The following is a 15,350-nucleotide window of genomic DNA, read 5'->3' on the forward strand; positions in this document are numbered from 1 at the left end:
AGTGGAGGTAACATGTGATGAATACATTGCAAGAACAAATCATTGAAGCTTTAAAAGTACAGCCAGTTATTCATGCAAAAGAAGAAATTCGTAAAAGTATAGTTATGTTAAAAGATTACTTGAGAAAGCATCCGTTTATTAAAGTTTTTGTGTTAGGGATTTCAGGAGGACAAGACTCTACTTTAACGGGTAAAATTGCTCAAATGGCAGTGAATGAATTAAATACAGAAATAGGAACTAAAGTGTATTCTTTTGTCGCTGTAAGATTACCATATGGATTACAACAAGACGAGAGTGATTGCCAAGATGCTATTCAATTCATCCAACCAGATGAAGTTATTACAGTAAATATTAAACCAGCTGTGGATGCCAGTGTGAATTCATTAAAAGAATCAGGTATCGAATTAACAAGCTTCTTAAAAGGGAACGAAAAAGCTAGAGAACGTATGAAGGTACAATATAGCATAGCAGGTGCAAAAAGTGGTGTTGTGTTAGGAACAGACCATTCTGCGGAAGCTGTTACAGGGTTCTACACTAAACATGGTGATGGAGCAGCTGATTTGGTTCCTATTTTCAGACTTAATAAACGCCAAGGAAGAATGTTATTAAAAGAGTTAGGTTGTCCAGAACATTTGTATTTAAAAGTGCCTACAGCTGATTTGGAAGATGATAAACCACAAATTCCAGATGAAGAAGCGTTAAAGGTAACATATGATGAAATTGATGATTATTTAGAAGGAAAAGAAATAAAAGAAGAGAGTAGAAAAAGATTAGAAGGGCATTACTTAAAAACTGAACATAAACGTCAGGGAGCAGTTACAGTATTTGATACATGGTGGAAATAGTTACTACAGGGGGAGATTTAATCTTCTCCTGTTTTTTTGTATCAGAATTTATCGTTTTTATACAAAATTTTAATTTTAATTTAAAGGGTGCCATCTGTATTTCTTTAATGTTTTAAATAGTGTAAACGAGGTTATTTTAATCAAGATTCATGGATTCTGAAATTGAGTTCTTTCATGATTCAATAACTTCAAATCGATATACTGAGAATTACTTTTTGGAGAGGAAGTGAAAAAATGACGGTTCAAAAAAATAAATCAATGTATTTATTAAGAATTATTCAGAAAATGTTTTTTATTACAATAGGTTCGTTTTTGATGGCGGCAGGATTAGAATTGTTTTTGGTTCCAAATGAAATTATTGATGGTGGAATTGTAGGCGTTTCTATTATGTTATCTTCATTAACTGATGTTAAATTAGGTATTCTATTAATGATTCTTAATTTACCTTTTTTGTATATAGGATATAAACAGATAGGTAAAACGTTTGCTATGTGTACACTATATGGTGTAGCAATGATGTCTATTTTTACAGCATTTCTTCATCATACCCCTGTAATTACAACGGATTCAATCCTGTCTACTGTGTTTGGAGGAATTATATTAGGAGCTGGCGTCGGAATTGTTATACGTAGCGGTGGCTCATTAGATGGAACGGAAATTTTAGCTATTTTGCTAGACAAGAAAGTTCCGTTTTCAGTAGGGCAAATAGTAATGTTTTTCAATGTCTTTATATTAGGCAGCGCAGGGTTTGTATTTGGTTGGGATAAAGCTATGTATAGTCTGTTAACATATTATATTGCATTTAAAACGATTGATGTTGTGGTAGCAGGTTTGAATGAGTCAAAGGTATTATGGATTATAAGTGATAACCATACAGAAATAGCAGAATCCTTAATGGAAAGCTTAGGAAGAGGAGTTACATATTTAAATGGTGAGGGCGCTTATCGTAATGAAGAAAAAAAGATAATTTTTCTTATTATTAACCGTTTAGAAGAAGCAAAAGTAAAATCTATGGTTGATGAAATTGACCCGGAAGCGTTTCTTGCAGTTGGGCATATTAATGATGTTAAAGGGATGCATTTCAACAAGAAAAAATTACATTAAAGAAGGAACAGGGATAAATATTCCTGTTCTTTTAATATTTAAACAGGAATATTTATCTTTTTATCGAAATATAATTAAGCAAAATAAAATATTCCGCAATAGCTCAGCGGTAGAGCAATCGGCTGTTAACCGATAGGTCGTAGGTTCGAATCCTACTTGCGGAGCCATATTATGCGCCTGTAGCTCAGTGGATAGAGCATTCGCCTTCTAAGCGAAGAGTCGGGAGTTCGAATCTCTTCAGGCGCGTATAATAATCAGAAGAAGACAAATATTTGTCTTCTTTTTTTATTTTTACCACATATAAAATTCCGTGATACAATCTCAAAAATTAAGAAAATAACTAAATCAGTATGAAAGGAGTTTTTTTCGGTAGGAGGGATTGTTGATGAGCGGAGCAGAAGTAAGAGAATATCTAGGCGAATTATATGAAGATGTATTGTTTGCTGATGGATATGATGATGCAATTATGGGTTTTGCAGAAAGATGTGGTCTAACTGTCGTATTATATGATTCTAGAAAGTGTATTGAAATACTTGTAGAAAGAGATGGGATGACAGATGAGGAAGCATGGGAATGGTTCTCGTATAACGTTTTAGGGGCATATGTAGGTGAAAAAACACCGATGTTTGCATTCTTAAAAGAAGAATTTTAAAACAACATATAATTTGTTGTTTTTTTAATTTAAAAAACAAATTAACCAGTAGGTATAATTCAAGAAGGAAAACTAAGGTATGGAAGCAAATTTGTATATTGTATTTCGAAAAAAATTTGATTGTGGGGGGAATTATTTATGTATGTAACAATTTCAGACTTTATTAAGGAATGGAATAGGGAAGCAATGCTAACTCAAAAGGTTTTGGATGGTTTGACAGATGAATCTTTAAAACAACAAGTTTATCCAGAGGGGCGTACTTTGGGAAGGATTATATGGCATCTTACAACAAACATTCCAGATTATTTAGCTCATTTCGGGTTGAAGATAGATAGAGTAGAAAATGCAGAAAGTGTACCAAACTCAGCGAAGGAGATTGCTGAAACCTTTAAAAATCTAAGCCTCGATGCAACTAAAGCTATTGAAGAGCAATGGACAGATGAATCCCTAAAGCAAATACAAGAAGCTTTTGGAAGGCAAGAATCAAATGCTTCAATCTTAATGGGGCTAATTAAGCATATTGTTCATCATCGTGGACAAGTTACAGTTCTTATGCGTCAAGCAGGAATAAAACCATTTGGTGTGTATGGTCCACCAAAAGAAGATTGGATTCAATTAGGAGTCGAAAATCCGCCACTTTAAAAAGATTATAGAGATAAGAATTCATACTTATATCACAGAAAAAAGACACAGGAACTGTGTCTTTTTTGATATATTGTTTCATTATACGGGCATTAAAACTTTTTCTTCATTACGTTTTTGTAATTCCATATATTCATCCCATTTATCTTTTAGGAATTGAACAAGATTTTTAATATGTTCTATTTCTAAATGGGGAGAGATGAAGAAAGCTTTAATAACCGAAATAGGTAATCTTTCATCAGTGTTTCGGACATTTACATAACATTGTTTAGTGGTATCACCAAAAAATACATCGTGTCTGTATTGACCCAAATAATCAGTAAATCCTGAATTCAAATGATTAATTTTCTCTATTTCTTGACTAGTTAATTGTCCGTTTAATTCATCTTTCCATAGATTATGTTTTTCATAAAAACGGAAAGTGATAATTGGACCTCCGTTTTGTTCATTTGTAATCCCTACGTTTTCGAATACTCCAAGTAATTCTTTTCTAAATTCAAGATTACAACGAACAAAATGTCCAAGTAACAGTTGATACCCTTCGATTCCGAATGTCTGTAAAGCTGAATAAATAGGAATTGAACTTCCACTTCGAGAACATTCAAGGGTATATCCTGTATGATAGTTACCGAATCCACGATGACCAATGTATGGCGTTTCGTCTGATTCTAAGTCTAGATACTTAAAGTCTTCTGCATTTTTAGCAAGATAAAAGCTTGTAATGTACGGTGTTTGTCCTAATTTATGAAAATCAAAACAAACAGTATCAGCGAAATGTAAATTTCTCATTTTGTTTGAGATATTATGTATTTCGGATAATACATCTTTTTCGAATTTCAAAGGATTTGATTGGAAATCATAATTATTGAAAAATGAAAACATGCCGCCCATCGCAGAATCCGCATGGATATGTATTGAAGAAAGACCATGTTCTTTCTCTACTTCTACACAAGCTTCCTTCACAGTAGAAACATCATCTATTCCAAATGAATCAGTTGTTCCTGTTGTAGCTACAACAAAAATAGGAATTCCACCGTTTTTGATAACTTTTTGAAGTTGATGTCTTAAGTCATTGATATCCATACTGTTATCTTTATTTGCTTTTATACGAATAAGATGGTCTGAACCAATGCCTGTAGCTTCGATTGACTTTAGAGTAGAATAGTGAGCCAATTCTGATGCAAAACAGTATAAATTATTTGGTACTCCTTCTTTGTTTGAATTCGGAAATTTCTTTGCGATGGCTAAGCGTAAACTATTGAAAACGGCACCTTGACCGCCCCATGTAGTGTAGCCCAAACTTTTTTCAGGATTGTATCCAATAAGTTTGGATAGCATCGCAGTTACTTTTACTTCTGCTTCAGTAGCAGCAGGACCATATACATCCCAAATCGAGTTACTGTTTAGTAAAGCCATTGTTAATTGACCCAATAAACCAGGTATACTGGAAAGGGGAATAGCGTTTGCCAAATAGTTTCGATTAGCAAATGGATGTCCCTGACTCAAATCTAATAATTCTTCAACCATTTTTTCAGTTGGAATGCCATTTTGGGGAATATTTATAGAATTAATGATTTCTGTATAAAACAGTTCATTTTTTTCTTTTTCTTCTCCTAAAATTGCTGTGTTAGGATTTTTTTGTTGGTCAAGCCCTGTTAAGAGTTGTTCAACTAAACCCAACATTACATTTCTGTTTTCGGTATTCCCATCTTCACTAGGGAATAGGTTTTTTAAATTCATGTTCATCTAGTAACACTTCCTTATGTAATATTCTTGGAGCATATCTATTGTATATTCAAATTATTTTTTTTCAACCTTTTTTGATTTTTTTTCGAAAAAATAAAAAACCTTTTTGGAATTTGCATAATAAAATCCATGCTAAATGCATGGATTTTATGAATAACAATTAGATTTTAAATTTATCTAATTCTTTATTTAATTCGGTGGAAATTTCTTTTATAGATTGAGATTCTGATTTGAACTCTTTTATTTGGTCGTATTGATTTTTGTTGGAAGATGATACTAGTTCCATTTTCTCCGTAGAGTCCTGTGCTAATCTTTTCAATTCGTCAAAGTTTTTCAGTGATGTCCCCATGTTAGCGGACATTTCTTCTGAAACTTGGAAGACCTTTTGAGTTTCTTCAGCTAGACTTTGAGCGATTTCCATAATTCGATGGAACGAATTTTGAGTTTCTTCTACAGATTTAATTCCGTTTTGAGCTTCTTCGTTTCCTTTGTTCATGGTTTTTACAACATTCTGCGTTTCAGTTTGAATTTCTTTAACTAAGAATGCTATTTGTTGAGCTTGTGAATTGGAATCTTCTGCAAGTTTTCTTACTTCTTCAGCGACAACTGAAAATCCTTTGCCGTGTTCTCCTGCACGAGCTGCTTCTATAGAAGCATTCAAAGCTAACAAATTAGTTTGGTCTGAGATTCCATTGATTACTTCTACGATATTTTCAATTTGTTTTGAGCGTTCTTCTAAAAATTTAACAACTTTTAAGGCATCCAAAATGGTTTCATAAATAACTCCCATTTGCTGACTTGCTCGGAATAGCAATTCGTTTCCTTCAGAAGCTTCTTTTACCATGACATTAGAGCCATCATTAATTTCTTCTGTATATTGATTCATTTGATGAATGGCATGAGTTGTGTCCATCACCATATTGTAACTTTCATTTGTTGCTTGAGTTTGATTTTTTATTGTATTATTCGCATCGATTAAAAGACTTTCAATGTTATGTGATAATGAGTTACTTACTTCTACGCTTTGACTCAATTTATCTGAAGATGAGTCCATTTCTTTTGAAGTAGCCTTGGTGTAACTTAACGTTTGACAAATATTATCTAACATTTCATTGAATTTCACCGAAAGTGTTCCGATTTCATCTTTTCCATGATGGTCAATACGTATTTGTAAATTTCCAGTAGAAACTTCTTCTATAACGGTAAAAATCTTTTTGATTGGGCTTAAGATTTTGTTAGTAATTAAAAGTTGTAGAAGTAGTATGAAAATAATACTTACAGCAAAAACGATAGACGCAGATATGATGAAATGTTTTTGACCATCTGCTACTGAAGATGCGTCAACATCGATTCCGAAAATCGCTTTTAGATTTCCTTTATCATCTAAAACAGGTTCATATACTGAAATCCAAGTACCTAAGTCATCTTTATAAATGTCGGTTACAACTGTTTTCTTGGTTTCTTGTACCGTGTTATATGCTTTTAACGTTACGTCATTAAGCGGATAATTGTCTCCTATCTTTAATCCAGAATCCAATACGTGTTGTGGTAAACCTATCATTTTTAATTCGTTTTTTTCATTTAGGTTGATATCTAAAAGATAACCTTGAGATATTTGTGGATTTTCTTCTGTTAAAATCGATAATTTTTTACTCATTTCTTTTTGGATATTATTATTTTGGTCATGTATTTTTTTTTCGTAGATTTCATTCATTTCGGTTCCAAAGGTTACAGTTTTACCATAATGAGATAGACCTAATGATAATTCCTTTAAAACACCATACATTGAGTCTTTTTGAATGAAATAACCACTAATTGTGATAATTAATGAAATTAAAAATAAGCTAACAATAGCTATTAGGGCATTCTTTTTAAAAATAGACATAGTTTTATTATTCACCTACCATTGTTCGAAAATTATTTGTTCAGTATATCTGAAAATAAAGAAATTAAAATAACCATAAACTATATCGAAATAAACCAAAAAAAAATTAGAATTAATTTCTGGTTTTTTATTTTCTGAAAAATGTAAAAATATGTTATTTGAAGTATTAAGTGCAAGCGATAAATTACGAATCATTAAGAGAAGGGGTGTATATGAAAAAAAGATAGAATTGTAAAAACATGTATATTTGGAGCTGAGAATGGAGATTTAAAACTGAACAAATTGAATTTTGATAATACTCATGGAAAATGCGGAGATAAGATTAAATAAAACTAAATGTTATTTAATAATCATATATGTTTGCTTGTGTGTTAAATAAAGAGTTAATGTTTAGGGTTTTGGTTTGTTTTTATAAATATATAGGGGTTAGAAAGGGGGCAGGTGAATGTATCATTTAATTGTTTTGATTTTATGCATAGGTATGACAATAATAAATTATTGTTATCCTATTGTTTCTGATAATGCAAATCCTATCTTTTCTGATAATGTAAGAATATCTATCATAATCGTTGGGATTATAGCTTATCTTAGATATATGTATGAAAAAAATGCTCAAAAAGCAAATTTTCTATTAGAAAGAGCCAAAGATTTAGAGAATAAAGAGAAAGCTGAAGCAACAGTTGGAGTAGGGGCATGTATATGTGTTTTCCAAGAAGGATACCAAATGATTCCCGGTTTTTATGATTTTTTAGTTAAGTTTGAAGATGATAGTGAACTTATCCTATCTTCAAGTAAAGCGGAAGTAACAAACAAAATAATAACAGCAAAAGGCAAGATGTTATTTTATTATGTGGATAGATTCATAGTGGATGTTGAAGAAATTCCTACAGAAATTAGTAGTGAAGATAAATAGGATGATAATAAAAAGAAAGGATTACGAAATGTAGTTTCTTTCTTTTTTTTATGAAAAAATTCATATCAATAATAACAAGCAAAAATGAAACAATATAAACAACAAAAGCTCTGAATATAAGAAGGAGATATGCTTTATTAATGCAATTAATAATAGATTGTTTTTGAAATTGATATCTGAATGTGTGCGATGTGATTTTTCTTTTATTACATTAAAACGTGATTCTGAATTATATTCTTTTAATTGTCTTTAATAAACCTGAAAAATAAGATTTATTCAAAAGAAAAATAGAGTTTATGAGGAATATAAAAGTGGATGAAATTAGAAAATGGGGTGATTACTATGAATAAGATGGTTAATTACTTTAAGGGAGTAAAATCTGAATTAAAAAGGGTAAGATGGTCAAAGCGAAATGAAGTAGCTAAAGATTTTGTTGCAGTTGTAGTTACTATTTTGCTTTTGGTGGGATTTTTTGCTCTTTCAGATTTTCTTATTGTAAATATAAAAGAATTATTATTTTAGTAAGGAGTGAATACGACTTTGCGCCTATTCAGAGATATTTTTAGTATTAAGGATTTAAGAAAAAAAATAGGTTTTGTATTTTTAATGCTGTTCCTGTATAAAGTGGGGACTTACATAGTTGTACCAGGTATTGATTCATCGTTATTAGATAATTTATCTAAGCAAGGTGGAATGCTTGGTTTCGCTAATATGCTTTCAGGTGGAGCGCTGCAACGATTTTCAATATTTGCTTTAGGTATTGTTCCGTATATTACAGCTTCAATCGTTGTTCAATTATTACAAATGGATGTTGTTCCTAAGTTAACTGAATGGAATAAACAAGGCGAAAAAGGAAAGAAGAAAACGAAAAGATTGACTCGTTATTTAGCGATTATCTTAGCATTAATTCAATCATTTGGTATGGCGTTTAGCTTTAATGCAATGTTTCCAGGATTAGTTACAAATCCGACTGTAAAAACATATATCATTATTTCACTTGTAATCACTTTAGGTACTATTATTCTAATGGTTATGGGAGAACTAATTGATAAAAAGGGTATTGGACAAGGTATGTCTGTAATTATTACAGCAGGAATTGCAATGGGTATTCCGAATGCTGCTTATGCCTACTATGTAACGGATATTCAAGGAGTAGATAATGTATTTATTGCTATTCTTAAAACAGTATTACTACTAATTTTTGTTTCTCTTCTAATCGTAGGTATTATTCATGTTCAAAGAGCAGAGAGAAGAGTTTCAATTAAATATCCAAATCAAAACATGGGAACGCAAACTAGCACGTTACCGATTAAAATCAACTCTGCTGGTGTAATACCTGTAATTTTCTCTGTTTCAATTTTAATGTTCCCAACAACAATCGCACAATTCTTTAAAGACAGTGAAGTAGCTCAATTTATCATTAAATACTTTAACTACAATCATCCGGTGGGAATGGCATTTTATGCGATAATGATTATCCTATTTGCTTATTTTTATGCGTTTGTACAAATGAGTCCTGAAAAAATCGCGGAAAATCTTAAGAAAAGCGGTGGATTTATTCCAGGGATTCGACCAGGAAAAAGTACAGAAAACTACATTTCTAAAATCTTATCAAGATTAACGCTTATCGGTGCTTTATTTTTAACATTTTTATCAGTTACTCCTATGATAATTGGTAAAATTACTGCTTTGCCTCCACAAATACAAATTGGTGGAACATCACTAATTATTATTGTAGGTGTAGCGTTAGATGTTGCAAGTAGAGTTAATAGTTATTTAATTGATAGAAAATATGATAGCTTCTTAAAATAAAAAGCCTATGGCTTTTTATTTTTTTTTGTAAAATCGGATTAATAAGTAGTAAAAAACCTTTATGTACTTAACATAAAGGTTCTTAATGTGTGTATTATTATTTTTGTATGAAAACTTTGATACGCATGCCATTCACGGTATTAATTAAAATATGTTCTCCAAACACAACATTATCAACTTCTTCTTTAACAACTGTATAAACTTGGGTTAGTGTCTTTACAATGATTGGATGGGAATGGTTTTGTCCTAAAGAAAGTTCAACTTTAAAAAATCCGGTTTCTACTTTTAAATCTTGATTCACAAGAGAAGTTCTGCTTACAGAGAGAATTCCAATTGTACAAGATTCACCATCTTCCTCTGCTGTAATTTCCTTAAAGAAAAATCCTTTTCCTTCTTTCGTTTGCTCTAGGTTTTGTAATTCTTCCTTTGTTAGCTTCATAATAAGTTCCATAAGAAATACCTCGCTTTTTTTAAAATTTTACCATATAAAAAAGAAAAAGATGTGAAAATAAACCCAATTAGCCAAATAAAAAAATTTACTTTGAGAGAAAAAAGAAAAGCGGAATCATATATGAATCCGCTTTTTAATCTTATCTTCTGTTTTTAATTTTGGTAGCATAGCCTTCTTTATTTTCTTGTTTTGTTCTAGAAATAGTTAGCGCATCTTCCGGTACATCTTTTGTAACAGTAGAACCCGCAGCAACAATAGAATTTTTCCCAATTGTTACAGGAGCCATTAGGTTTGCATTACAACCAATAAATGAACCATCTTCGATAATTGTTTTGAATTTGTTTTTCCCATCGTAATTCACCGTGATTGTTCCGCAGCCAATGTTAACACCGTCTCCTACCTTAGAATCTCCAATATAACTTAAGTGATTTGCTTTGCTTCCTTCGCCAAATGTAGTTCCTTTAAGTTCAACAAAGTTACCAACCTTTGCTTTGTTTTTGATTGCTGTCTTTGGACGAATATGAGCAAATGGACCAATTTGAACATATTGACCAACGGCACTATCGTGAATGACAGATTGACGTATGATTGAGTAATTGCCGATTGTTGCATTTTGGATTTCAGAGTTCGAATGAATTGTTACTCCAGAACCAATAATTGTGTTCCCTTTAATAACGGTACCAGGGTAAATAATAGTATCGTTACCAATCGTTACTTCAGATTCAATATAAGTATTAGAAGGGTCAATAATGGTAACTCCATTATCCATATGTTTTTGATTAATCTTTTTTCTCATAATAGTTTCAGCTTCAGAAAGTTGAACTCGGCTATTGATTCCCATTGCTTCGTTTGGGTCTTGTAATAGGTATCCACCAAATTCTTTGCCTTCTTCTATAAACACAGAAACGATGTCTGTTAGATAATACTCGTTTTGCACATTTTTATTTTCAATCTTAGGTAAACCTTCCAGTAAGGTTTGATTATCGAAAGCGAAAATACCAGTATTCACTTCTATAATTTTCTTTTGGATTACGTCTGCATCTTTTTCTTCTACGATTCCTACAACGTTTCCTAATTTGTTGTCTTCGTGTATATCGGTTACAGAATTGAACTCTCTAATAATTCTTCCATAACCAGTTGGGTTGTTTTGAATTGCCGTTAAGACAGTTCCTTTAGAATGACTATGTATGTGTTCCTGAAGAAGGGACTCTAACGTAACTTCTTCGATTAGTGGTGTGTCCCCAGTGATAACTAGAGTAGTTCCTTCTTTTCCAGCTAAATGAGGAACAGCTTGTAACACTGCATGAGCAGTCCCGTTTTGTTCAGTTTGTTCTACAAAAATTACATCATCTTGTATTGTTTCTCTAATTTTGTCAGCCTTATGACCAATTACTACTATGATTTTATCTATATCAATTTTTTTTAGTTTATTTATTATGTGCTGAAGCATTGGTGTGCCACAAACAGGGTGCAGAACTTTCGGTAAATCACTTTTCATTCTAGTGCCTTTTCCTGCGGCTAATATAATTGCATATTTGTTCATTTTATAACCTCCGTTAACAAAGTATAGATATATTGTAAAGAAGAGAATAAAGTCCTTTATTAACAGTTATTTCTGTGTGATTATAATAAGTTTATACAAAATCTGTACGAAATGTATACAATATATATGTAATATACATACGTTGTATATAAACTCGTTTTTTGTTGAATTTATCTCCTTAAACTAGCTAACAAAGTAAAGGTGAAACAAAAAAACGAAAAAATAAACGTGAAGATATAATACATACAATTATTTATGAAAGGGTGGGTGGTTCTAATGAAGATTGGGGCAAATGTAAGTATAGCTGGAGAGGGACTATTAGCAGCTGTTAAAGAAACTTTAAGCTATGATGCAAATACATTTATGATATATACAAGAAGTAATAGAGGTGGAAAAGCGAGAAGTATTGAAGAGTTTAATATTGAAGAAGCAATGAAATTGATGGAAGAGAATGGACTGGATATTAAAGATGCTGTTGTACATGCTCCTTATTACATTAACTTAGGGGGAGAAGAAAAAGCTCGTCGTATCGGAATTGAAGTCCTCAAAGAGGAAATAAAAAGAACAGAAAAGTTAGGGATTCAATATCTTGTATTTCATCCGGGAGCTCATGTTAAACAAGGAGTCGATGTTGGGATTCAAAATATCATTAACTCTTTAAATGAAATTCTTACAGGAAAAGAAAAGACTTTTGTATTGTTAGAATCAATGGCAGGTGATGGTACTAAAGTAGGAAATAGTTTTGAAGAACTCGCTCAAATTATTAATGGAGTAGATGAAGATAAAAGGGGAATTTTGGGGGTTTGTCTGGATACTTGTCATAATTTCGCTTTTAAATACGATATAGTGAATAACTTAGAGGGAGTTCTTGAACAATTTGACGAGATTATAGGATTAGATAAATTAAAAGTATTACACTTAAATAATTCGAAACATCCATTTGGTTCTAAAAAAGATAGACATGCTAATATTGGAGCTGAGGATGGTTATATACCAAAAGAAACACTGAGAGAAATTTGCCATCACAAGGTATTTTCGACTATTCCTATTATCTTAGAAACACCATTTGGTCAATATAAAGAAGAAATTGATTATCTAAGAGGGAACGATAATGTAAAATTATCATGTAAATCATTAAAATAAAAAATAAACAAAGGAACGTTATATAAACGTTCCTTTGTTTATTGGTTTAGAAACGAGCGTTTCCACCAGAAAGTTGTTGTTGAGCCATTGTAACTAAGCGTTTTGTGATTTCTCCACCAACAGAACCGTTTGCGCGAGAAGTTGTTTCTGGTCCAAGGTTTACTCCAAATTCTTGAGCAATCTCATATTTCATTTGTTCGATTGCAGATTCAGCACCGTTTACAAGAATTTGATTTCTGTTATTATCTTTAGCCATTTATCAATCACTCCTTTGTAGAATATAATATTAATATAACAAAGAATGATAATCGCTATTCATAGTTAAAGATGGTAATTTTAGGTAATTTTTTTAGAATCTTGATTGAAAATCTTCATAAGCAAAATATCCTTCTTGCTCTAAACGCCAGTTCTTTGCAGCTACTTCTACTAATTCAGCGATATCTCTTCCTGGTCTAATAGGGATTTCGATATGTTTTATTTTAGTATCAAGATATGTAACATAGTGTACTTCAGCTTGAATAGCATCATAGTATTTGCTATCGTCCCAAGTAGATAGTTTAATTTCTAAATTGATTTTAGTTTCATTTTGTATTGAACCAGAACCATATACTTTTGGAACATTAACTAATCCAATTCCTCTTAATGCTAAAAAGTGTTTATTGTACCCATTGTGGGTTCCGATTAGTGCATGGGGACCTATTTTTTTCAATATAACTAAATCATCAGCAATTAATCGATGACCTTTATTAATAAGAGATAAGGCAGCTTCGCTTTTACCAACTCCAGAATCCCCACGAATTAAAATTCCGACACCAAAAACATTCATACAGACACCATGTATGCCAATTTCTTTCGCTAGTGATTTTTCTAAGAAATTAACCATTTTATCTCCGAATTCGTGACTTCCATCGCTAGTAGAAAATAAAGGTACGTTATTTTGTGTACAAAGTTCTTCGAAATAAGAGGTATCATGATTATTAGTAACTACAATGCATATTGGTTTAGCCTCTATGTATCGTTGTATTGCCACTTTTCGTTCTTGTTCATTTAAAGATTGTATATAATATGTTTCTTGGTTTCCTATAATTTGAACCTTTTTACGAGGGAATTTGTCGTAGAAACCTACTAATTGTAAACCTGGTCTGTGGAAATCAGTTTTTGTAATTTCTTTTTGTAATCCCTCACTTCCAGAAACAAGTTTAATCTTTAGAAATTTCATAATTTGTTCTACTGTAACATATTTATTCATAATTACCTCCAGACATTAAAACTGAATTACTTATATAATCATTTTGAATTTTATAAAGAAAAAAAGGGAAAAAGTTTTATAACTGGAGTCAATCATTTGATTTTTGGTTTGTGATTCGATGATTATAGGAATATGTATAATTACTATGGTATGTACGAAAAAGGGGAATGTATCATTAAATGATTAAGATGAAAAATAGGGTGGATGTCTCATATATCGGACTAAGAATTTAATGTTTTTATGTAAAATTAAACAAAAAAAGCGAGCTAAGGCTCACTTTTATTTGTCTGGAATGTAATCTATAGTATTTTTTTCTGATTCTGATGCACCAGCAAATAACGCTAGTGTAATAATTAGGACTGAGCCCGTTATAATTCCAAAAACAATGGACATAATGGGTAAATGGCAAATTAACTGTGTAATTATGGATATGAAAATACCATAACATAATCCTACTAACAAAATGGCATTGCGTCTGCTCATAATAAGAAAATCTCCTTAGTTATGTATTTATGTAGAATATAATTGTGATGAAAATCCTAAATACCTACCTAACTAAATAACGATATTCTTATCTTTGGTTGTTATAAAATGAGTTAATCGTTCACTAACTTCTTCAACTGTTAGATGTGTTGTGTCAATTCGAAAATCAAAACATGCATCATCTAAAGCCGTTTCGGTAGGGTGATTTAAAAGTTCCTCATCAATTTCCCCATAAAGATTATAAATACGTCTAATCTGTTCTTCTTTTTCGATGTCTAGTCTAATAATGTGAAAATCATTTTGTTCAAATAGTTGTTTCTCTGAAGGAATTCGTAGGTCATCGATAATTACAGGTATATCGTTTTCTAAAATAAGAAAGGCTTCATTTTTTGCGAATTCACACCAAACATTTTCCCCTAATAAATTTCTTCCGGTTGTGGCAACCACTTGAAGTAAGTCCCTGAAAGATTGGTTTTTAATCAATTCTCCTTTTGTATTCTTGGTCCATTCTGAGTGAGAGAATCCTTTGTTATATGCAGTTAATAAAGAAAAAAACAATTCTTGTGCTTTGTGATTTTCTTTTACCATTTGTTTTAAATACTGAAAAAGTAAAGGTGGGTTATCAATAAGAAGTGTAGAAGTTTTTTTAATTGTAGTGCCTATTGATACGATTTGAAAATCCATTTGTTCGACTAATACTTGTGACAAGGTAGATTTCCCTGTTGTCATTTTTCCACTGAGCGCTATTCTTTTTTTCATAGTAGCCTGTCTCCCTCTGAGATGTTTCTTTTTTACGAGAAAATTATAACAAAAGAGTGTAAGCGGTTTGTGGCTTTTCCCGATTTTTTTATCATTTTAAACGAGAAGACCTCCACATCAAGC

General features: G+C 31.6%; 16 protein-coding genes and 2 tRNA genes. 10 read left to right on the plus strand and 8 right to left on the minus strand.

The annotated features are described in order from the left end of the window. Positions 1 to 17 precede the first annotated feature (17 nt). The 6 genes from nadE (at position 18) to PDL00_RS02685 (ending at position 3,243) form a co-directional block, all read left to right on the plus strand. Positions 18 to 845, plus strand: coding sequence for an ammonia-dependent NAD(+) synthetase (gene nadE, locus PDL00_RS02660; RefSeq protein WP_270726125.1), 828 nt, complete (start codon positions 18 to 20; stop codon positions 843 to 845). Positions 846 to 1,079: 234 nt separating this feature from the next. After that, positions 1,080 to 1,949, plus strand: a complete 870-nt coding sequence (locus PDL00_RS02665; RefSeq protein ID WP_270726127.1) for a YitT family protein — start codon at positions 1,080 to 1,082, stop codon at positions 1,947 to 1,949. Between the two features lie 92 nt (positions 1,950 to 2,041). Continuing rightward, a tRNA-Asn gene (locus PDL00_RS02670) sits at positions 2,042 to 2,116 on the plus strand. 6 nt (positions 2,117 to 2,122) lie between these two features. Continuing rightward, a tRNA-Arg gene (locus PDL00_RS02675) sits at positions 2,123 to 2,195 on the plus strand. 139 nt (positions 2,196 to 2,334) lie between these two features. Beyond that, entirely contained in the window at positions 2,335 to 2,601 is a 267-nt protein-coding gene (locus tag PDL00_RS02680) for a hypothetical protein (protein ID WP_098006915.1), read from the plus strand. Between the two features lie 138 nt (positions 2,602 to 2,739). Continuing rightward, the gene (locus PDL00_RS02685) at positions 2,740 to 3,243 is read left to right on the plus strand and encodes a DinB family protein (protein ID WP_270726132.1); all 504 of its coding nucleotides are present in this window, start codon (positions 2,740 to 2,742) and stop codon (positions 3,241 to 3,243) included. 81 nt (positions 3,244 to 3,324) lie between these two features. On the opposite strand, the gene PDL00_RS02690 is transcribed toward PDL00_RS02685, so the two are convergent. Both PDL00_RS02690 and PDL00_RS02695 read right to left on the minus strand, forming a co-directional pair. Continuing rightward, entirely contained in the window at positions 3,325 to 4,989 is a 1,665-nt protein-coding gene (locus tag PDL00_RS02690) for a pyridoxal phosphate-dependent decarboxylase family protein (RefSeq protein WP_270726134.1), read from the minus strand. 160 nt (positions 4,990 to 5,149) lie between these two features. Beyond that, positions 5,150 to 6,874: a methyl-accepting chemotaxis protein gene (locus PDL00_RS02695; protein WP_270726137.1), complete on the minus strand. Its 1,725-nt coding sequence runs from the start codon at positions 6,872 to 6,874 to the stop codon at positions 5,150 to 5,152. Between the two features lie 445 nt (positions 6,875 to 7,319). Between PDL00_RS02695 and PDL00_RS02700 the strand changes: the two genes are divergently transcribed. The 3 genes from PDL00_RS02700 to secY all read left to right on the plus strand — a co-directional run bounded on the left by PDL00_RS02700 (position 7,320) and on the right by secY (position 9,599). Next, the gene (locus PDL00_RS02700) at positions 7,320 to 7,787 is read left to right on the plus strand and encodes a hypothetical protein (RefSeq protein ID WP_270726140.1); all 468 of its coding nucleotides are present in this window, start codon (positions 7,320 to 7,322) and stop codon (positions 7,785 to 7,787) included. Between the two features lie 342 nt (positions 7,788 to 8,129). Then, entirely contained in the window at positions 8,130 to 8,309 is a 180-nt protein-coding gene (secE, locus tag PDL00_RS02705; RefSeq protein ID WP_170953070.1) for a preprotein translocase subunit SecE, read from the plus strand. Between the two features lie 18 nt (positions 8,310 to 8,327). Continuing rightward, positions 8,328 to 9,599: a preprotein translocase subunit SecY gene (gene secY / locus PDL00_RS02710; protein WP_098006729.1), complete on the plus strand. Its 1,272-nt coding sequence runs from the start codon at positions 8,328 to 8,330 to the stop codon at positions 9,597 to 9,599. Between the two features lie 97 nt (positions 9,600 to 9,696). Here the strand turns inward: secY and PDL00_RS02715 are convergent, their stop codons facing one another. Further along, on the minus strand, positions 9,697 to 10,050 hold the full coding sequence (locus PDL00_RS02715; RefSeq protein ID WP_270726145.1) for a hypothetical protein: 354 nt from the start codon (positions 10,048 to 10,050) through the stop codon (positions 9,697 to 9,699). A gap of 139 nt (positions 10,051 to 10,189) precedes the next feature. Beyond that, positions 10,190 to 11,593, minus strand: coding sequence for a bifunctional UDP-N-acetylglucosamine diphosphorylase/glucosamine-1-phosphate N-acetyltransferase GlmU (gene glmU, locus PDL00_RS02720; RefSeq protein WP_270726147.1), 1,404 nt, complete (start codon positions 11,591 to 11,593; stop codon positions 10,190 to 10,192). Positions 11,594 to 11,869: 276 nt separating this feature from the next. Between glmU and PDL00_RS02725 the strand changes: the two genes are divergently transcribed. Then, positions 11,870 to 12,736: a deoxyribonuclease IV gene (locus PDL00_RS02725; RefSeq protein WP_270726148.1), complete on the plus strand. Its 867-nt coding sequence runs from the start codon at positions 11,870 to 11,872 to the stop codon at positions 12,734 to 12,736. A gap of 46 nt (positions 12,737 to 12,782) precedes the next feature. On the opposite strand, the gene PDL00_RS02730 is transcribed toward PDL00_RS02725, so the two are convergent. From PDL00_RS02730 to PDL00_RS02745, 4 genes are all read right to left on the minus strand, one after another. After that, complete coding sequence (locus PDL00_RS02730; protein ID WP_098006736.1) at positions 12,783 to 12,992, minus strand: alpha/beta-type small acid-soluble spore protein; 210 nt, start codon at positions 12,990 to 12,992, stop codon at positions 12,783 to 12,785. A gap of 93 nt (positions 12,993 to 13,085) precedes the next feature. Then, positions 13,086 to 13,985, minus strand: a complete 900-nt coding sequence (hprK, locus tag PDL00_RS02735) for an HPr(Ser) kinase/phosphatase (RefSeq protein WP_270726151.1) — start codon at positions 13,983 to 13,985, stop codon at positions 13,086 to 13,088. A 279-nt stretch (positions 13,986 to 14,264) separates the two neighbouring features. After that, the gene (locus PDL00_RS02740; RefSeq protein ID WP_270726154.1) at positions 14,265 to 14,468 is read right to left on the minus strand and encodes a hypothetical protein; all 204 of its coding nucleotides are present in this window, start codon (positions 14,466 to 14,468) and stop codon (positions 14,265 to 14,267) included. A gap of 72 nt (positions 14,469 to 14,540) precedes the next feature. Beyond that, positions 14,541 to 15,227 (minus strand): hypothetical protein, encoded by a 687-nt coding sequence (locus tag PDL00_RS02745; protein WP_270726157.1) that lies wholly within the window; start codon positions 15,225 to 15,227, stop codon positions 14,541 to 14,543. Between the last annotated feature and the right edge of the window lie 123 nt (positions 15,228 to 15,350).

Origin of the sequence: Bacillus cereus group sp. TH152-1LC (genome assembly GCF_027710505.1) — a bacterium.
GTDB lineage: Bacteria > Bacillota > Bacilli > Bacillales > Bacillaceae_G > Bacillus_A > Bacillus_A mobilis.